Source organism: Mycobacterium paraffinicum, assembly GCF_001907675.1.
GTDB classification, from domain to species: Bacteria; Actinomycetota; Actinomycetes; order Mycobacteriales; family Mycobacteriaceae; genus Mycobacterium; species Mycobacterium paraffinicum_A.
The window spans coordinates 194,290-213,324 of sequence record NZ_MPNT01000003.1 but is presented as its reverse complement, the minus strand read 5'-3'; the positions used below and the strand labels follow the sequence as shown (position 1 = coordinate 213,324).

Here is a 19,035-nt window from a genome sequence, read left to right as displayed (position 1 = left end):
CAACGGCCCTAGGGAGTATCCGTGGAACAAGATCTGCAGTGGCTCATCTCCGTTGACGATCACATCATCGAGCCGCCGAACGTCTGGGTTGACCGCGCATCCGCTGCCGACCGAGATCGAGTGCCGCACGTGGAACGCATCGACGGTGTCGATACCTGGGTCTACGAGAGACACCGCGCCACCGTCATGGGCATCCTGGTGGCCGCCCATCAGCAGCCCGACGACTACTCCCCGCTGCCCGTCAATTACGACGAACTGCCGAAGGTTTACTACGACCCCAAGGCCCGAATCCCGGACATGGACGAGGATCACGTCATTGCCGGGTTGAACTTCCCGTTCTTTCCACGCTTTTGCGGACAGGTATTTTCGCAGGTTCAGGACCGCGAACTTGGTCTGAAGTGCCTCACGGCATATAACGACTACATCATCGACGAGTGGTGCGGGGCGGCGCCGGGTCGCTACATTCCGATGATCATCGTGCCGCTGTGGGACGCCGCACTGGCAGTCGCCGAAGTGCTTCGGTGCGCAGGCAAGGGTGCGAAGGCGATCGCGTTTTCGGAAAATGTTCACGCGCTTGGCTTCCCGTCGATCCACTCGGGGGAGTGGGACGGATTCTTCGCGGCGGCGAACGAAACGAAGATGCCGCTGTGCACGCACATCGGGTCGTCGTCGGTCAGCCCGAACACATCACCGGACGCGCCATTCGGAGTGCAGTCGGTCAACATCGGCCTCAACCTCGCCCACTCGACAACAGACTGGCTGTTCTCGGGAAAGCTACAGAAGTTCCCCGACCTCAAGATCGTTCTCGCCGAGGGTGGCATTGGGTGGATTCCGTACCTGCTCGAGCGCGCTGAGCACGTCGCCGCCGAATATCGCTACCTACGAGCCAATAACTGGACAGTGGATCCGGCAACCATGCGCATGAGCGCAATCGCGACGGACCCGACGATCTTCCCGGAGTCGCCTCGGCAGTTGTTCCGCGATCACATCTACGGCTGCTTCATCGAGGACGAATTCGGTGCTGCCAACCTCGATTACATCGGCGTCGAAAACGTGATGATCGAAACAGATTACCCGCATACCGACAGCCTGTGGCCGCGCTCGCTGGAGGCCGCGCTCAAGAGCCTCGAGGGTCGATCGGACGCGGATAAGTACAAGGTGCTGCAAGGCAATGCCCGCCGCGTCTTCAACTTCGAGCCCGCTCCGTACCCGATCGCGAACTAGCGACCGAAGGGCAACACCGTGGCAATCCGGCAGTACGAGAATTTCATCGATGGTCGATGGACCAGTGACAACGCCGGGGCACCGATCGATGTAATCGACCCCGCCACTGAGGAAGTGGTCGGCCGCGTGCTTGACGGCGGCGCCAAGCAAGCGGTTATGGCTATCGAAGCTGCGCGCCGGGCCTTCGACGAAGGCCCTTGGCCGTGGATGTCGGTGCGCGAGCGCGCGAGGATACTGAAGCGCTTCAGCGAAATCATGGAGTCGCGCCATGACGAGCTTCGTGAGCTCGTTGTCGCCGAGATCGGCTCCGTCGGCTTCCTTACCGACTTTCTGCAGGTGGGCGGAGCGATCGAAGCATCGCACTACTACAGCGATTTCGTGGAGCACGACGTCACTTGGATTGAGACTCCGGGAGGGCCGAAAGTCTCACCGACCGGGCTCGGCGGAACCGTCGTCGTGCGAGAACCCGTCGGAGTGGTCGGCATGATCACACCGTTCAACTTCCCGTTCTCGATCAACCTGCAAAAGTGCTTGCCGGCGCTTGCCGTCGGTTGCACCGTGGTCTTGAAACCACATCCGTGGACGCCGATGAATGCACTCGAACTCGCCCGCATCGGCGAGGAAGCCGGCATACCGGCGGGTGTCTTCAACGTCGTCGTGGGTGGCGGTGAAGTCGGGGAGGAGTTATCGACGAATCCCCTGGTGGACATGATCGCCTTCACCGGCTCGACGGAAACCGGCAAGCGCATCAGGGAGGTATCGGCGCGGACGATGAAGCGGGCCCAGCTGGAACTGGGCGGCAAGAGCGCTCACATTGTCCTTGACGACGTGACCGAATCCGACGTAGCCGGTATCGGTTTCGGACAAGTGCTCATGCATTCGGGACAAGCGTGCGTCGCGGCGTCGCGCCTGCTGGTGCCGGAGCACCTACTCGATAGCTACATCGACGGCGTTAAGGCCATGGCCCCGAGCCTCACCATCGGTGATCCGCGCGACCCGGCCACCGTGGTGGGTCCCCTGATCCGTGAACAGCAGCGGCAGCGAGTCGAGAGCTACGTGCAGTCGGCACTCGACGAAGGGGCCACGCTGGTGGCCGGCGGCCGGCGGCCGCCACATCTGAGCAGAGGATTCTTTTACGAGCCGACAGCTTTCGTCAACTGTCACAACGACATGCGGATCTGCCGAGAAGAAGTTTTCGGCCCAGTTCTCACAGTGCAGACTTACCAGAATCAAGAGGAGGCGGTGCGCATCGCCAACGACTCCGACTTCGGTCTCGCAGGGCTCGTCATGACCCGCAACGCCGCACGCGGCTTCAACGTGGCACGCCAAATCCGTACCGGCACAATCATCGTTCAATGCTGCGGCGGTGGGCCGGTAGACGACGCTCCCAACCCGGGCAACGGCGAGGGCCCGGGCTGGTCGGTGCCCGCGCGTGGAATGTTCAACGGCGGAGGCCCATTCGGCGGTTTCAAGCACAGCGGTCTTGGGCGCGAGCAGGGCCGCTGGGGTTTTGAGGAATTCACTGAGATCAAGTCGATCTCGTGGATGTGAGGGTTCGGTTCACACCGGCATCGGGAATCTGAGGGGTGACTGCCGTGCTTCACGATGTTCGAGTGCTCGAGCTATCCCTGTTCTCCCCCGACGCGCTCGGCGGACACCTCGCCGATCTGGGCGCCGAGGTAATCAAGATCGAACAACCGGGGGGCGGCGGATTCCGCGGCGAACTCTTTCCGCCCGATAACGTACAAAACCTCCAATGGAACCGCGGAAAGAAGAGCATTACGCTCAACCTGAAATCAGACAAGGGGGCTGCAATCTTTCGCCGCCTTGCGGTGCAAGCCAACGTGGTGATCGACGGCCTGCGGGCAGGCGCTGCTGAGCGACTCGGGCTTGGCTATGACGACGTCGTCGAACTCAACCCGACGATCGTCTATTGCAGTCTCAACGGGATGGGCGGTTATGGCCCGTACGCCAAGCTCCCCACGCATGGGCTCTCGTTTGACTGCTTCGCAGGCTTGAACCCGCCAGTAATTCAACCCGACGGAACACCGCGCCTGGCCGCCGGAGCGACCGGCACCACGGGTGTACTGGCCGGCCCCCTCTACGCCGCGATGGCAGTTCTCGCTGCCCTACACAGCGCGCGCCGCGACGGGCAATCGCAGTACGTCGAGGTCTCTCAAGTCGACGCCGCCATCGCGTGGAACTTCCAGAAGCTGACGGCGCTGGCCAACGGCCTGTTCGGCTATTCAGACGGCATGCAGGCTTCCCTGCGGTATCAGTACTACGAGACCAGCGACGGCAACTACGTGGTGTTCAACGCGTTGGAAGACAAGTTCTGGCGCAGATTCTGCGAAGCCGTGAACCGAACGGATCTCTATGAGCCCGGACAGGCCCGCCTCGGCGATGATCCGCAAGCCGACGAACGCCTGCGCGGTGAACTCACCGCGATCTTCAAAGGCCGCACTCGTAGTGAGTGGACTGATTTCTTCATGGCCACCGACATCGCCGGTGCCCCAGCCTTCGAGGGCGCCGACCTACTTGACGACGAGCACGTGAAAGCGCGCGGCATGGTGTATGAACCCTGCGGCCAGGACCGCCCGCCATTGCGGCTCATCGCAACGCCTGTCAAGACGAGACCCCGCCGTCCGTTCGCCGCGCCCCTTCCGCCAGACGTTGGGACACACACTCGTGAAGTGCTAACCACACTGGCCGGCTGCGATGAGGCGGAACTCCTCCAGTTGCGCCGCGACGGAGTGATCTGAATGAACATTCTCGAAGGTGTGCGGATCATCGAGATCGCCGACGAGATCGCCGGGCCTTATTGCGGCAAACTCTTCGCGGATGTAGGCGCGGAAGTGATCAAGGTCGAGTCGCCGGACGGTGATCGCTTTCGTCGCCGGGGTTCGCGGCGCCGCGCGGGGAACGACGGAGCCCTTTTCACCTATCTGAACGCTGGAAAGCGCTCGGTCCTAGGCGATTACGGCGATCCGCATCTCAAGGATTTGATCGCCAGTGCCGACATCCTCATCGACTCTGGAGTTTTGGGCAGCATCGACCACGACGAACTGCATACCCGGTCACCACATTTGGTGATTGCAACGATCTCGAACTTCGGCCTGACCGGTCCGTATCGCGACAAGCCGGCGACAGAGTTCACATTGCAGGCCGAAAGCGGGACCATGGGTCTGAGAGCCCGGCCGGATCAGCCTCCCTTGCAAGTTGGTGGCCGTGTCTTCGAATGGATTCTCGGCAGTTATGCGGCGGTCGGTGCGTTGGCTGCGTTTCACCGTGCCCGCGGCGGGGGCGGCGGGGACATCATCGACTGTTCGTTAATGGAGGCATGCCATCTCAGCGCCAGCGGATTCATCGACTTGTACTATGCACTTGCCGGCAGTCCCCCGATATCGGGCCCAGCGCGGATGACCGAGCTGCCCTCAATCGAGCCGACGGCTGACGGTTGGGTTGGGTTCAACACCAACACCCGTCAGCAGTTCGAGTCCTTTCTGTTGATGATCGAGCGCGAAGATCTCCTCGAGCAGGATGCGGCCTGGGCCCTAGCTCCCACTCGATACGAGCGGATGGAGGAGTGGAACAAGATCGTGCGGGACTGGACCACTCGACACACCACGGAGGAGATCGTCGAACTCGCCTCGGCACTTCGGATTCCAGTCGCGCAGGTCAACAACGGCCAGACCGTCCTGGACCACCCACACTTCAACGCGCGCGGAGTCTGGGGCATCAGCGCTGATGGCTCATACACCCAGCCGCTTCCGCCCTACCGAATCGGCGCGATGAGGCCGGGTAGCCCGCCCAAGGCAGCGCCGCGACTCGGAGAACTCGATGCCGCTGAGCTTCGGCCGCACCCGACGAAACGGGAAGTTACTCAACCTGGTGGAAGCCTTCCTTTGGAAGGCATGCGGATCATCGACGCGACCGCTTGGTGGGCCGGCCCCTCGTCCACCCACATCCTGGCCGCGTTGGGCGCCGACGTGATCCACCTCGAGTCGACTCAGCATCCAGACGGCGCCAGGATGACAGCCGCGGCATTCGTCGACCGACCCAGTTGGTGGGAGCGCTCGGCGATGTTCTTGGCCACCAACACCAACAAGCAGGGCCTGACGCTCGACCTGTCATCACCAAAAGGCCGAGAGTTGTTCTTCCGGCTCGTCGAGCAAGCCGATCTGGTGGTCGAGAATTTCTCGCCGCGCGTCTTCGAGAATTTCGGCATCACCTGGGAAGCACTAAGTGCTGTCAACCCGAGACTGACCATGACCCGCATGCCCGCCTTCGGCCTGGACGGACCGTGGCGGAACAACGTCGGTTTCGCGCAAACGATGGAACAGATGACAGGCATGGCCTGGGTGACCGGCCACGAATACGACCAACCTCGCATTCCGCGCGGCCCGTGCGACCCGTTGGCAGGCATGCATTCCGCTTTTGCGATGCTTGTCGGCCTGAGCCGGCGGGAACAGACCGGGCACGGCTCCTTCATCGAAGTTTCCATGGTGGAGGCGGCATTGAACGCGGCAGCCGAGCAAGCGATCGAGTACACCGCATACGGAACCGTCCTATCGCGGTTAGGGAATCGGACCAGGGATGCGGCGCCACAGGGTCTGTACCCATGCCGCGGGGAGGAACAGTGGCTGGCTCTCTCGGTCGCGTCCGACGAGCAATGGGCGGCTTTGAAAACCGTGCTCGGTCGGCCAGGCTGGGCGGACGATCCATCGCTCGACACCCACGAAGGGCGCTGGCATGCGCACGATTTGATCGACAAGCATCTGGAACAGTGGGCCTCTGGCCAAGAGAGCGCGACGGCGGCCGCCCTGTTGTCGGCTTCCGGGGTTCCTGCGTCACCGCTTTACGACGCGCGGCTCAGCCCACAACATCCTCAGATGGTCGCGCGCGGCTACTTCGAACACTTGGATCACTCGATCGTCGGTCCGCATCAGGTGCCGACCCTTCCGTTCCGATTCCGCAGTGTCGATCGATGGTGTCGGTCCCCAGCGCCGACCGTCGGAGAGCACAACGAGACCATCTTGAAGGAACTGCTCGGATTGGACGAATCCGCGATCGAGGCACTGACCGCTGAATCTGTCATCGGGACCCGGCTCAAGGGCATCGACCAGCCGGGCGCTCAAGATTCATGACTTCGACTGCAGGGAGAGCAACGGTGCGTTTACGGATAGACCTCGATGCGTGTCAGGGTCACAGTCGCTGCGCCCTGACGTATCCCGAGATTTTCGACGTCGACGACGACGCCAAGTCATTCGTCCATGTCGAGAACATCCCGCCGGAATGGGAAGACAAAGCGCTGATGGCGATTGCGAACTGCCCAGAGCGGGCGATCAGCATCGACGAATGACCGCATACCCCGGTTTGCGGCGAAGCCGTGCCGCCGACACGCTCGGCGCTCGCAAAGTTGTTGAAGGCCGACGAGTCTGGCCATCGGTAAGCTCCAAACGCATCGATTGGACCTGAGTTAAATTTTGCCGTCCAATCAGGTCACGGTGACGGTGTGAGGGCGGCATCCCATGTGCGATGGAGATGTTGGACTAGCGGCTCGGAGCGGCCGAGGATGATGTTCTCTAGGCCGTGTTCGGCGCCTCGTTGACACGCTTCGGCGGCGGGAAAATCTTCATCGCGTAGCACGGCCGTGGCACCGTCGTATCCGGATTGCGCCAGTAACCGGTCCGCGTCGTCCTTCATCGGATGCAATGAACCGCCGACCATGTGGACCACGCATGTGCCCACTCGTTCGCCCGGGTAGATGCGCAGCATAAGTGTCGAAACCGGTGATTCGACCAGGACGCAGCTCGGAAAGATTCCGTAGACGACCGATCCGCTGAACCGCTCGGGCCAATCCTGTTCCGGCACATCGCGCAGCTCTTCAATGTTCCGGAAGGGGAACGCCCATCGGCAATGCATGCCCAAGACGTCGAATACCGAGTTGTTGGTGACGATCGGAGCCAGGGTGTCCTTGTGCAGGAACGGAAAATGGTAGCCCTCGAAGTTCACGTCAACGGCAAGCTTCCAGTCCGCCTTCAGGTGTAGCTCTGCGCTCACCGCGTGGGCGTACTGGTCGAACCCGAAGCTCGCGAGGTCGTCGTGGGCGTCATCGAGGAATCCGTCCACCGTCACGGACGGATCGAGCCCGACAACGATCAGGCCCGCCTCCTCGCTGACCGGGAGTGGGCGCAGCCCCAATTCCGCCAGTTCCACACCCTTGAACATCTGGCGGCCCGGCAGGCTTGCCAGGCGGCCGTTCGAGTCGTAAGTCCAGGCGTGGTACGGGCAGGTGAATCGAGTCGCACGCCCGCATCCGGCGGCCACCTGCGCTCCGCGATGAGCACAGACATTGACGAACGCCCTTGCGGCACCACCCTTGTCGCGCAGCAGCAGAATCGGCGTGCCCATGACGTCTTTGGTCGTGTAGTCGCCGGGTTCGGCGATCTCTCCACCCCAGGCGACGACATGGGGGACCTGTCGCATCATCTGGCGGTCAGCGACGAATCTGTCCGGATTGGTGAACACGTCCGCGGGCACGATCATCACATCGTCGGCGATGTCGAGACCGCTCGTCGTCAAGTGATCCAGGACGCGTCGGGTCATCGACCGCACGAAAGGCTGTTGCGCCGTGACGGTCTCGGCGGCTTTGCGCACCGGGGCGAGCACGTCGTCGAGGCCGCTCCCCGAATCGAAGGAGAACGCCGGCTTTGTCATCGCACGGCTCCGGCCGTGTACCAGCGGGATACGCTTTTGGGCTCCCCCGCGAAGCGTTCGAACCAATGGCCGGCGAAAGGCGGCAGGATTTCCCTCGCAGGATCGTGACCTGGCCCCTGCGAACGAACGAGACCGATCGCCATGTTGATGAGTTCCCGCTTCGGCACGCCAGCATATGTTCCCTGGTCGGGGGTCGACATCTCGCGCGCCGCCCGCCGCGTCGCGCGAAGGGCCTTGAACGACAATCCGTTCGGAATCAGCGAGGCGAACTTGCCGCCGTCACACTCCGGAACATGTGTCCGGAACCCACGTGAGATTATGCGTAGGATTTCGTCGATGTGCTTGACCACGCCCGCGATCGTCTTCACCCGATACGGGTAGCTGTCGTGGACCGCGTCGTACACCCGCAACGCCGAACTGCGATGCTCGATCTCTTCGACGAAGTGCCACAGGAACAATGAGGCGACGCGTTCGTCGCCGGGGGCGAAGAGCTTGTCTTCGTGATCGAGGAAGACCCTGAAGTAGGGCGTGAACGTCGCCTCGATCACCGCCGTGTAACCGAGGCGCCAGGCCAGGGGTTTCGTTGCCGTCAGGCGATCGAAGGACGCCGTCACCTCGTCCATCGTTTGCCGCAGCCCGGGCCAGCGCCGGGCCAACGCGCGAACGTGGCTGGCGTGCGCGGCCGAGTGCTGCGCCTCCTGCTGTAGGTACGCATTGGCCTCGGCGGCGACCTCGGGATCGCGGATCAGCGGGATGCCCTCCCTGGTCGCGTCGACGATGAACTTCTCAAAGCCGGGAGCGAAAAACGAGATCATATTGCATTGCATCGCGAACGCCGGGCGCGCGGGCTGCCAGTTGAAGGGCACGTCATCGCCGGCGAAGTCGAACCGCACCCGTCTCACCTGAAGACTTGACACGGCGATGACACCTCCCGTCGAGTTGACAGTCCTTGTTATGTGTCCACCCAGACGCTAGCATTGCGGCGCAGGCGAGACAACGACGTCGACCGATTGGTGGTGAGATGGACCAGACGACCGCTTCGAGGGACGCCGAAGCGCTGATCGGCCTGCCGTTCGCCGACCCCGACGACGTCATCCGCGCGGCGATCGACGAGGCCAGCGTGCCGGCGTTGCTGATGTCGATGGTGCACATGACGGGTGACATGAGTCTGCTCGACGAGCTTCCGGGGCCGTTCCAACTCATTGCGATGGACCTGCAGGGCGCTATGAGTGAACCGGACAAAGCGACGGTGCGCGAGCGCGCTTTCGACGTGGTCCGCGATTATCGCGACCGCGGTTGCCCTCCGCCGTTCGTTCCGGACCCAGAACAGATGCGCACGATGTTGCGGGTGATGTCCGCGGGCCAGGTCCGCGAAGAGCACGTGGACTACGTCGCCGCGGACTTGCGGTTCAGCGATGCCGACCAGTGCGGGCCGACCTTGGCGTCGACGCCGGAACAGCGCAGCGATTTTCCCGTCGTCGTGATTGGGTGCGGTGAGGCCGGGCTGCTGGCCGGCATCAAGCTCAAGGCGGCCGGCTTGCCCTTTACGATCATCGAAAAGCAGTCGGGCGTCGGTGGAACGTGGTTGGCGAATCGCTATCCGGGTTGTCGGGTCGACATCGCGAACCAGTACTACGCCTACTCGTTCGAACCGCTGGACTACTGGACGCACTACTTCTCCGAACAGCCCGAAATCCTGCAGTACCTGAATGGCGTTGCGACGCGGTATGACATCACGCCCGACGTCCGGTTCAACACCGAGGTGACGGGTGCCTCCTGGGACGAGGAGTCGGCGACCTGGCAGGTGCAGGTCCGCGCGGCCGACGGGACCCACGAGGCGTTGACCGCGCGCGCCCTGATATGCGCGGTCGGCCAGTTCAGCAATCCGGTGATTCCGAACATCAAGGGGGCCAACGAGTTCAGCGGACCATCCTTCCACACCGCGGACTGGCGCGATGACGTCGACCTGACGGGGAAGCGGGTAGCGGTGATCGGGGCCGGCGCCAGCGGCTTTCAACTCGTGCCCGCCATCGCCGACGTGACACAACACGTCGACGTATATCAGCGCACGCCGCAATGGATGGCCCCCAACCCCATCTACCATGACGCCATTCCCGAGGGTGCCAGGTGGGCTATCCGTCATCTGCCCTACTACGGACGGTGGTCGCGATTTGTGTCCTGGTGGCCAATCGCCGACGCGCTCGACGAGCAGGTGAAGATCGACCCGACGTGGGACAACGGCGGCCTCTCCTGCAGCGAGTCGAACCATGCGATTCGGGAGATGTTCATCGCGTGGATGCGGGTCTTCTGCACCGACGAGGACCTGTTGGCCAAGGTCACTCCGAATTACCCGCCGATGGGCAAGCGGACGTTGCAGGACAACGGAACCTGGCTCACCACGCTGCAACGAGACGACGTCGAGCTGATCACCGACGGCATCGCCGAACTCACCGCTGACGGAGTGACAACCGTCGACGGCGTGTATCGCCCCGCCGACGTTGTGGTGTGGGCAACCGGGTTCGACGTCAACCATCAACTCGGTCCCATCAACGTCCGGGGCCGCGGCGGCGTCGAACTCAACACGGCCTGGGGTGATTCCCCCTACGCCTACCTCGGCATCACCGTGCCGGACTTCCCGAACTTCTTTTGTATGTTCGGGCCGGGCACGAATGCGGTGAACGGGGCCAGCATCATCTACAACTCCGAGTGCCAAATGCGCTACATCTTGGGCTGTATCGACATGGTGCTAGCGGGCGATTTCGGTTCGGCCACAGTTCGCGCCGAGGTGTGCAATGACTACAACCGCCGTGCTCGGGAACGGCTGAAGGAGATGGTGTACAGCCACCCGGCGATCTCGAGCAGCTACTACAAGAACGCTGCGGGCCACGTGCCCACTTTGTACGCGTTCCGCATCTTCGACTACTGGAACTGGACCAACCGCCCCAACCCGGACGATTACGATTTGCGCCGCTAACCGCGGGCATCACGCGGCCAGGTACTCGCCAATGAGCCGATGTACCGTCCGCGGTCTATCGAGATGCATGAAATGGCCTGCGCCCTCAATGATCTCGGCACGACTCCCAGTGGGAAGCGCCCGGGTTCCCAATGTTCCGATGCGTGCGTCGATCGCACCGTCGATGCCTCCGTGCAGCACCAGCATCGGCGAAATGGGCTTCGCGTTAATCGAATAGCGTTCGAACTCGCGGTGGTGCCTGGCGCGCCGAAGGGGCCGGAATCCCGCCCGGTAGTAGCAGAGTGCGGCCGTGCGGTGCTTGCGATCAGGCAGGCTGTTGCCCAAATGTTCGAGGTCGGCGGTCGCGTCGTACCCGGGCGGGCACCAGTCTCGCCACAGCTTGGGCAGTACCCAGTCGAGGCTGCGCTCAGAGATCCACGGAAGTTGTTGAAACAGTATGTACCAACTCAACCGGAGTTGCCGGGGCAGCAGACGGACCAAGGCCCGGCCCGTGCCCGAACCGGGACCCATTCCCGCCACCAGTGGGACGCCCATCGACACAACCTTTGCGAAGGGATTGCCCGGATGCGCCGCGATGCCGTTGGCGGTGAGGCCGCCCCAGTCGTGGCCGACGAGTACCGCGTCGGTGCCACCTCCCAGCGCCCGGTGCAGCTCGACCGCGTCGTGCATCAACGCGCCGATGCCGTAGTCACCATCCCGTGCGAGTTCGGTGGGCGCGTAGCCGCGCATGAACGGCGCGACCACGCGGAATGCCTGCTCTGCGAAGTGCGGGCCCAGGTGTCGCCAGGTCCATGCCGTGTCGGGGTAGCCGTGCAGACAAAGCATCAGTCGGCCGTCCTGAGGGCCCCAGGCCAACCCTTCGAACCGGAGGTGCGGGAGGTCGACGGTCAGCCTCTGCGGGTCTGTCATACCGTCGCGTCACTCAACCGTTCGGAGGCGTCGTGTATCGGCGCGTTTCGCGGCCGTCCGTCGGCTCGCAGGAAACTCCCGGTGCGATGCTTGCCCACCACGTCGGTGGGCTGTCCGTCGGCGAACACCGTGCGGCCCGCCACCATGACGGCCTTCACGGTGGCGTCGTTGCGATTGACCATCCGGTTCAGTCCTCCGAACGCCGGGATGGACGCCTCGTGGTACTCGTCGAGTGAGGAGTCCAGACGTTCCGGGTCGAGTACCACGACGTCGGCCCAGTCACCGATGCGCAGGTGGCCGGCGTCCAGGTGATACCAGTCGGCTAGTTCGCCGGTGAGTCGACGCACTGCGCGTTCGACGCTCATGAATTTCTGGCCCGAGCGTTCCGCGTCCCGGACATGGCGCAGCAGACGCAGTCCGCAGTTGTAGAACGCCATGTTGCGCAGGTGGGCCCCGGCATCGGAGAAGCCCATCTGGATGCCCTCCGTTACGGCGAGTTGGCGAAGCATCTTCGGTCGGTGATTGGAAATCGTGGTGCGCCAACGTAATTCGGACTTGTGCTCGACGACAAGGTCGAGGAAGGCATCGACGGGGTGTAAGCCACCGCGCTCGATCCCGACTTCACCGAACGACTTGCCGATCACCGTTTCGTCGGGGCAGGCGACGATCTCGGCGTCGAAGAAGTCGCGGTGCCACGCACGCGGACCGAACTTGCTGTCGTAGTCCTTTCGGAATCCTCGACGGTATTCCTCGTCCTGGATCAGCTCGTTGCGCTCCATCTCGGTCCTGAGATGCAGTGCGGCAGCGCCCGAGCCGAATTCCTCGAAGATGACCAGATCGATACCGTCGGCGTACACCTCGAACGGCACCGGAAGATGCTGAAAACGCATGTCGCCACCGAGGCGATTGGCCATCGCGGCGAGAACCACGGTGAGCCACATGCCACCCGGCGCCGACTTCATGTCCGCGGCGGCGAGCAGGCTGGTCTTGAGGCGCGGCCTGAAGAACCCTACGGACTGCAATGCCTGCGACACGATGTTGTGCGGGTGGGTGATGTCGGGGCCCGACTGCAATGCGCGGTCTCGCTTGCGCAGCAAAGATTTGAGGCGACGAAGCTCTCGAGCCTTCGCATACGTCGACGGCAGGGTGCGCGACCGGCACACGTCGCCGTCGATTCGGTCGAAAAGCAGTTGCTGCGAGGACAATCCGATGAAGCCGGCGTCGAGCGCCTCAGTTAGCATGCTTTCCATGCGGGCCTGCTCGGCGCGCGTTGGCCGGACGTCCTTGCGGGTGGCACGGTCCAGGCCCATCACCGCGACGCGCATATCCGAATGTCCGATGAAGGCAGTCACGTTGGGCCCGAGCGGTAGTGCTTCGAGCGCTTCGATGTAGTCGTGCGCGCCGTTCCAGGTTTTGTGCTCGCCGACGATCCGCGTCACGTGCTCGTGCGGTATCGCCTCCACCCGGCCGAACAGGTCGGCGGCCTCGGAGGCGTTCACGTGCACCGTCGACAGCGAGCACGATCCCATGACGATCGTGGTCACGCCGTGCCTCAGCGACTCTGCGAGCGCCGGCGCGGCCAGAACCTCGGCGTCGTAGTGGGTGTGGATATCGATGATGCCCGGGATCACCCACTGGCCGGTTGCGTCGACGACCTCGGCGCCTTCGATCGGTTCTTCCCTGATAGCGGCGATACGACCGTCCCGGATTCCGATGTTACGAATCGCCGACGGGCCTCCGGTGCCGTCGAACCATCGGCCGTTGAGTATCACCTTGTCGAACGTCATGCGCGGAGGCTCCTTTGGCTCGGCATCCACCGACTGGACAGTTTAGCAATACCGTCAACCCAATGTGCTACGTTGCCGACGTGGGATTCTTGAAACCCAACATGCCGCGCATCGATGTGGCGGAATGGCACACCCGCCCGCGGTCCGAGCGCATCAAGCCGATGGCACGTCATATCGCCGAGCACGGCATGGGAAATCCCGACGTGTTCTTCCTGCTGTACACCGTGAAGATCGCTCTTTACATCCTGGGCGGGCTCTGCTTCGCGCTGGCCACCGCCGGCATCGACGGATGGGGGAGCATCGGCGCGTGGTGGAGCGAACCGATCGTGTTTGAGAAGGTGGTGTTGTGGTCGCTGCTGTTCGAGGTGCTCGGCCTTGGCTGCGGGTTCGGCCCGCTGACGGGCAAGATCGCACCGCCGATGGGGTCGCCGCTGTACTGGCTGCGGCCAGGGACAATTCGGCTTGCCCCGTGGCCGAACAGGATCCGGTTTACCGGCGGTGACGAGCGGACGATTTTCGACGTCGTGCTGTATGCCGCGCTGCTCGCGGCCGCCGTGTATGCGCTGCTGTCCGACGGCGCCGGCCCGATCGCCGAATTGGGTACGTCAATCGGCCTGATACCGCCCGAGCACATCGCGCCGGTCTTGGCGACCCTGGCAGTGATCGGGTTACGGGATAAGGTCATCTTCCTGGCCACCCGCGGCGAGGTCTACGGCTCCCTGACGGTGACCTTCCTGTTCGCGGGCCCGAATATGGTCGTCGCCGCGAAGCTGGTCATGCTGGCCATCTGGATCGGGGCCGCGACGTCAAAGCTCAACCGCCATTTCCCGTTCGTGGTCGCCACGATGATGGCGAACAACCCACTGGTGCGGGCGAAGTGGATGAAACGGACGTTCTTCCGGAAGTTTCCCGACGACCTGCGGCCGGGGCGGATCGCGCAGTTCCTCGCCCACTTCGGCACCGTGGTCGAGATGGGCGTGCCGTTGGTGCTGTTCTTCTCACACGGCGGCGTCGTCACCTATGTCGCGGCGTTCGTCATGATCGTGTTCCACCTCGTGATCCTCACGGCGATTCCATTGGGTGTGCCACTCGAGTGGAACGTTTTCATGCTCTTCGGAATCTGCTCGTTGTTCGTCGACAAGTCGGCCATCGGATTGGCCGACGTCACCGAGCCCCTCCCGATCGCGGCGCTGCTCGCCGTCATCTACGCCACGATCTTGATCGGGAACTTTTATCCCACGAAGGTGTCCTTCCTGCCCGGCATGCGCTATTACGCGGGCAACTGGGACACCTCTCAGTGGTTCTTCACCGAGGCCGCAAGCCAGAAGTTGGCCGACCACCGAATCGGCCTCGGTCTCGTGCAGCACAAGCAGATCGAGAAGCTGTCCACCCCGGAAGGCACAGCACTATCACTGGGCCTCGGGCATGCGTTTCGCGCGATGTACGCCCACGGTCGCGGGCTGATGACGTTGTGGGATCACGTCATACCGCCGGGACGCGAAGCCGACTACACCGTCATTGACGGCGAACCGGTCGCCGGCTATGCGGTCGGCTGGAGCTTTGGCGACGGCCACCTACACAACGAACAGTTGATCACCGCGCTGCAGCGCCGATGTCACTTCGAACCAGAGGAGCTACGCGTCCTCATCCTCGACGGACAGGCCATCCATCACCGGTGGCAGCAGTATCGGATCGTCGATGCCGCCGCCGGCGAACTCGAACGCGGTACATTCCGAGTCGCCGACGTGGCGAGCCGGCAACCGTGGGAGCACGACGTACCAATTACCGTGATCAGCAAGGGTTCTGCGGATCAACGCTGATGTCTGGCGATCTCGGCTGTGATGACGGGGCCGAGCCATCGGCGCACGTATGTCCGGAGCGTGTCGCCGCTGCGAGGAGGGTGACCCGGGTCGACCATGAATGACTGCAACATCCGCAACATGTACTCGACCAGATCGTCGATGGCTCCGTCGTCCATTCCGAGCGCTGTCCAATCGACGTCCAGGCCTGCCAGGATGCCGTGGCCGAACCGCTTGGCGGCATCGGAGGTGGCGCCGGTCGACACCTTGCCCGGGTCCTGAGCCAGCATGAGCTGAAACGGTTTGTCGCTCGGCAGCCACTCCAGGGTGTAGGCGAAGCTCTCCACCAGCGCATCGACGGGATCCTTGATGCCTTCGAGATGGGCAACCAGATGATCGATGTAACGCATGCCTGATCGGTTGGCCACCGCTTCCAGCAAGCTGTTGCCCGGAAAGTAGTTGTAGACCGTCTGACGGGATATCTCGAGCGTCCGAGCGACATCAGCAACGCGCATGGCCGCGCCGCGCTCATCGATCGCCGCACTCGCTGCGTCGAGGATTCGTTCGATGGCCTCTTCGTCACTCGCGGGAGTGGCTCCGCCCCACCCGTGGGTGCGCACGTACAGAAATTTAGTCGTAGGCCCCGCGCGAGTGCCAATCCTCCGAGTGGAGAACGGACTCAGCCGCAAGCTGGCGAACTTCACCGACGTGTCGATCGCGGCCGGGGATGACTGGCCGGCTCCCGAGCATCCCTACAGGCACGTGTAAGGGACTGTTATGCCGCGCTGCAGTGGCGCACTCGGCATCCCTGCGTCGAGACGTGGACCAAGTCCGTAGTGCTGAACCTGTGTGTTGCACCATGCCCGTTGGCTGCAAGACAGGGAGGAGTTGCGGTGCGTTGATGCCATCAACACGTGAGCGCTCTCGTCGGGTTTGCTTGGATTACCACCAGTGAACTCTCGCGATGAACTTTCGCAGCCAGAGTGAGGAGCCTTCATGCCCTGTCGCCGTCTTGCTTGGGTGCTCGGCGCGTTGGTGGCGGCGGCCACCATTCCCGTGATGGCCCATGGCGACCCGCCGACGAAGTGCCTGACCAATACTCCGAAGGGCAAGCAGGTCTACGTGCCCTGCGATCTGCTCAACGCCGGCGCCAATTTCCCGCCGGGGCAGCGTTGTCCTCCGCCGATCGAGCAGTACCCGAAAGATGTGGCGGACTGGTGCGGTGACGGTCCGGGCCTGGCGAGTACCACGCCCACGACCCCCGCGATCCCGACGAGCCCCACGAGCCCGACGAGTTCGACGAGTTCGACGAGTTCGACAAAGCCTACGAGCTCTACCACCCCGACCACCCCGACCACGCCGACGAGCACTACGAGCGCCGTGAGCCCGACGAGTTCCGCGACCCCGACGAAAACGGCGGGACCCGTCAACTCTCAGTGACGACGATCGATTCCTGCCCGATCTTCCACGCCGTCATGAACGTGCCGATGCTGACCTTCGTGTTGGCGTGATCCGCGTAGGGGTCGTTGAGGTGGACGACGTCCTTATTGGTGTCGATCCCGGTGACGACCAGCAAATGATCGGCCGACGTGCGCTGGTCGTTGGAGTTCAAGATGGTCCCGGAGTTGACCCACGCGATGATCTTGCGGTTCCCGCTCAGGTACTGCTCGAGCGACGACAGGCCCACCTCTTCCGGGTGCTTGTCGTAGGTCATGTGCGATTTGATGCCGTAGTGGTCGAGCAGCACCACCGTGTCGGCCATCTCGATCCCGCCGTTCGGGCCGTCGTGCGCCGGGTCGCCGGTGGGGGCGTAAATCGGGCCGTCGCGGATCGACGAGGGCGTGTGCTGGGCCAGCTTGATGATCTGTGACTCGGTCGGGGAGTGGCCGGTGACCTCGCCGACCACATCGGCCACTGAAGCCAGCCCGCAGTTGTCCTCGTACGACTGCTGCTGCCAGAACTCCGCGGCAGCGTCCGGGTCGCCGTACACGCCGCTGGCAACCGCCCCGGCCGTCGGCGGGTTGGAGTTGCTCCGGCCACCGTCGGAGGTGGCTGACGTCGCCGCCGCACGCGTCGACGGGGACGCCAGAGTGCACCCAGATAGCATCGATATGCTGGTCATACCGACGCAGGCGGCGGCTACGGCCGCCGCGACCCGAGAGTCGAACATGTTGGCCTCGCAAAGACCGGTAGAACTATCGATTGGTCAGCAACGTAGCACTCCCAGCAAACCGATGCAGCTCAATTAGACGCAATTCCAATAGGCCGCTGACGTCAGCTGCCGGCCTCGATCGCCGCGACTGTTGCGGCCGCGTCGGGTCCGCAGAACCGCTGCAGGTCCACCCCGCCCGCGGCTAGCAGATCGTCGATACGGCGTTTGAGGTCCCCCGAAGCCAGGTGCGCATACAGGTTGGCGCCCGGACATGAGGTCGACGCGAGGTCTCGATGGCCCGCCAGCGTGGTGGTCGCGACGCGGAATGTCTGGGCGGCCCATGCGAACGCCCGAGCCGCTCCAAGCAACTGTGCTTCGGGCACGGCCTCTTGATCGAAGTCACCCTCGCAGAGGACCAGGAAATGGCCGGTCGTGTCGTAGTCCGTGGCCGTGTCGCCCGCGAGCTCGGTGCTCCGCAATTCGTAGATGTTGCCGTTGCGGTCGACCCCGACGTGATAGGCGATGTCGATCCATCCGTGTTGATCCTGGTGGTAGCGCTGGTCCTGCCGGAGGTGGCCCGGGGCGTTGCGGTTGTCGCCGAGGACCACGGCCTCGTGGTGCAGGGTCATTCGGGTGATGGTGTGACGCCGGCCGCCGGGGCGGGCCGGCCGGGCGCCCCAGGCGTCCCGGCACAGCAACAGGGCCGAACTCGCAGCGGCCAGCCGGACATCTGCCGTCGACGTGGCGGCCGTTGGTGAAGTCTTGGGGCGCGTGCCGACCATGGCCGCCGCACCGACGCTGCCGGCCAGTCCCAGCATCTGGCGGCGGCTGACAACGGCCGGCCGGCTCGATGCGGGCTCACACACGGCTCACCACGATACGGGGGTCGGGACTGCGGAACGTCGCGATCGCGGCGACCTGCCATGGTCACGAGACGGTAACGTTTGCTTGCCGCAGACCGAAAGACCCGGTGTGGCAAGAGACAACGTGACGAGAAAAGTCAAGGTTGTCGCAGTGTTCTCGCTCGGCGCCTTGTTCGCAACGGCTCCCGGGTCCGTTGACATCGCCGCCCACGCGGACGGATCGGGGGCGGCGCTGTACAGCGGCGTGAACCGGCTTCGCCAAGCCTGCGGGCCGATCGGCCAGGACCCACGCCTGACCGATGCGGCGCAACGGCACGCCAGCGACATGCTGAGAACCGGGGTGAACGGCCACATCGGTTCGGACGGCTCTTCACCGCAGACGCGTATCACGGACGCGGGCTACCGCACCCCCTACAGCGGTGAAGTCGTGTTCTGGGGTACCGGGTCCGCCGCGAATCCCAACCAAGCGCTCGACCTGTGGATGCAAAGCCCCCCGCACCGAGCCATCATTTTGAACTGCGCTTATACCGCGGCCGGCTTCGCCACCGCCTCGGACGGCACCAAGATGACTGTCGTCGGCGACTTCGCCGCCTGAATCGGTCTGCAA

The 19,035-nt window shown here is 63.6% G+C and carries 16 protein-coding genes; 8 read left to right on the top strand and 8 right to left on the bottom strand.

Features of this window, described 5'->3' with window-relative positions; translation table 11 throughout:
- The first annotated feature begins 21 nt into the window (after positions 1-21).
- Genes BRW65_RS05600 through BRW65_RS05580 form a run of 5 tightly spaced genes read left to right on the top strand, consistent with a single transcriptional unit; the run spans position 22 to position 6,586 of the window.
- Positions 22-1,224: an amidohydrolase family protein gene (locus BRW65_RS05600; protein ID WP_073872156.1), complete on the top strand. Its 1,203-nt coding sequence runs from the start codon at positions 22-24 to the stop codon at positions 1,222-1,224.
- Between the two features lie 18 nt (positions 1,225-1,242).
- Positions 1,243-2,775 (top strand): aldehyde dehydrogenase family protein, encoded by a 1,533-nt coding sequence (locus BRW65_RS05595; protein WP_073872154.1) that lies wholly within the window; start codon positions 1,243-1,245, stop codon positions 2,773-2,775.
- A gap of 35 nt (positions 2,776-2,810) precedes the next feature.
- The gene (locus BRW65_RS05590) at positions 2,811-3,986 is read left to right on the top strand and encodes a CaiB/BaiF CoA transferase family protein (protein ID WP_347876615.1); all 1,176 of its coding nucleotides are present in this window, start codon (positions 2,811-2,813) and stop codon (positions 3,984-3,986) included.
- On the top strand, positions 3,987-6,371 hold the full coding sequence (locus tag BRW65_RS05585) for a CaiB/BaiF CoA transferase family protein (protein WP_073872152.1): 2,385 nt from the start codon (positions 3,987-3,989) through the stop codon (positions 6,369-6,371).
- 23 nt (positions 6,372-6,394) lie between these two features.
- Positions 6,395-6,586, top strand: a complete 192-nt coding sequence (locus BRW65_RS05580) for a ferredoxin (RefSeq protein ID WP_073872150.1) — start codon at positions 6,395-6,397, stop codon at positions 6,584-6,586.
- A 140-nt stretch (positions 6,587-6,726) separates the two neighbouring features.
- On the opposite strand, the gene BRW65_RS05575 is transcribed toward BRW65_RS05580, so the two are convergent.
- Positions 6,727-7,944: an aromatic ring-hydroxylating oxygenase subunit alpha gene (locus BRW65_RS05575; RefSeq protein WP_073872148.1), complete on the bottom strand. Its 1,218-nt coding sequence runs from the start codon at positions 7,942-7,944 to the stop codon at positions 6,727-6,729.
- Positions 7,941-8,861 carry a metal-dependent hydrolase gene (locus BRW65_RS05570; protein ID WP_073872146.1) on the bottom strand — a complete coding sequence of 307 codons (921 nt, stop codon included), beginning with the start codon at positions 8,859-8,861 and terminating at the stop codon, positions 7,941-7,943. The genes BRW65_RS05575 and BRW65_RS05570 overlap by 4 nt, the downstream gene beginning before the upstream one ends.
- A gap of 104 nt (positions 8,862-8,965) precedes the next feature.
- Between BRW65_RS05570 and BRW65_RS05565 the strand changes: the two genes are divergently transcribed.
- Positions 8,966-10,918: a flavin-containing monooxygenase gene (locus tag BRW65_RS05565; protein ID WP_073872144.1), complete on the top strand. Its 1,953-nt coding sequence runs from the start codon at positions 8,966-8,968 to the stop codon at positions 10,916-10,918.
- 9 nt (positions 10,919-10,927) lie between these two features.
- On the opposite strand, the gene BRW65_RS05560 is transcribed toward BRW65_RS05565, so the two are convergent.
- Together BRW65_RS05560 and BRW65_RS05555 are read right to left on the bottom strand one after the other, a co-directional pair.
- Positions 10,928-11,827, bottom strand: a complete 900-nt coding sequence (locus BRW65_RS05560; RefSeq protein ID WP_073872142.1) for an alpha/beta fold hydrolase — start codon at positions 11,825-11,827, stop codon at positions 10,928-10,930.
- Positions 11,824-13,614 (bottom strand): N-acyl-D-amino-acid deacylase family protein, encoded by a 1,791-nt coding sequence (locus BRW65_RS05555; protein ID WP_073872140.1) that lies wholly within the window; start codon positions 13,612-13,614, stop codon positions 11,824-11,826. Before BRW65_RS05555 ends, BRW65_RS05560 begins: the two co-directional genes overlap by 4 nt.
- Before the next feature lie 80 nt (positions 13,615-13,694).
- Here BRW65_RS05555 and BRW65_RS05550 point away from each other — a divergent pair, with 80 nt between their 5' ends.
- Positions 13,695-15,434 carry a DUF3556 domain-containing protein gene (locus tag BRW65_RS05550; RefSeq protein WP_073872353.1) on the top strand — a complete coding sequence of 580 codons (1,740 nt, stop codon included), beginning with the start codon at positions 13,695-13,697 and terminating at the stop codon, positions 15,432-15,434.
- On the opposite strand, the gene BRW65_RS05545 is transcribed toward BRW65_RS05550, so the two are convergent.
- From BRW65_RS05545 to BRW65_RS05530, 4 genes are all read right to left on the bottom strand, one after another.
- On the bottom strand, positions 15,425-16,033 hold the full coding sequence (locus tag BRW65_RS05545; RefSeq protein WP_073872138.1) for a TetR/AcrR family transcriptional regulator: 609 nt from the start codon (positions 16,031-16,033) through the stop codon (positions 15,425-15,427). The two genes, BRW65_RS05550 and BRW65_RS05545, sit on opposite strands and share 10 nt — an antisense overlap.
- A gap of 498 nt (positions 16,034-16,531) precedes the next feature.
- Complete coding sequence (locus tag BRW65_RS31185; protein WP_073872135.1) at positions 16,532-16,843, bottom strand: hypothetical protein; 312 nt, start codon at positions 16,841-16,843, stop codon at positions 16,532-16,534.
- On the bottom strand, positions 16,840-17,535 hold the full coding sequence (locus tag BRW65_RS05535; protein WP_244167994.1) for a C39 family peptidase: 696 nt from the start codon (positions 17,533-17,535) through the stop codon (positions 16,840-16,842). The genes BRW65_RS31185 and BRW65_RS05535 overlap by 4 nt, the downstream gene beginning before the upstream one ends.
- Positions 17,536-17,687: 152 nt before the next feature.
- Entirely contained in the window at positions 17,688-18,431 is a 744-nt protein-coding gene (locus tag BRW65_RS05530; RefSeq protein WP_244167993.1) for an N-acetylmuramoyl-L-alanine amidase, read from the bottom strand.
- A gap of 121 nt (positions 18,432-18,552) precedes the next feature.
- Between BRW65_RS05530 and BRW65_RS05525 the strand changes: the two genes are divergently transcribed.
- Positions 18,553-19,023: a CAP domain-containing protein gene (locus tag BRW65_RS05525; protein ID WP_167374000.1), complete on the top strand. Its 471-nt coding sequence runs from the start codon at positions 18,553-18,555 to the stop codon at positions 19,021-19,023.
- The last annotated feature ends 12 nt before the right edge of the window (positions 19,024-19,035 follow it).

Bases quoted from the DNA above. Each gene is read 5' to 3' on its own strand.
- BRW65_RS05585 (WP_073872152.1), top strand. From the start codon at position 3,987: ATGAACATTCTCGAAGGTGTGCGGATCATCGAGATCGCCGACGAGATC.
- BRW65_RS05575 (WP_073872148.1), bottom strand. From the start codon at position 7,944: ATGACAAAGCCGGCGTTCTCCTTCGATTCGGGGAGCGGCCTCGACGAC.
- BRW65_RS05565 (WP_073872144.1), top strand. From the start codon at position 8,966: ATGGACCAGACGACCGCTTCGAGGGACGCCGAAGCGCTGATCGGCCTG.
- BRW65_RS05560 (WP_073872142.1), bottom strand. From the start codon at position 11,827: ATGACAGACCCGCAGAGGCTGACCGTCGACCTCCCGCACCTCCGGTTC.
- BRW65_RS05555 (WP_073872140.1), bottom strand. From the start codon at position 13,614: ATGACGTTCGACAAGGTGATACTCAACGGCCGATGGTTCGACGGCACC.
- BRW65_RS05535 (WP_244167994.1), bottom strand. From the start codon at position 17,535: ATGACCAGCATATCGATGCTATCTGGGTGCACTCTGGCGTCCCCGTCG.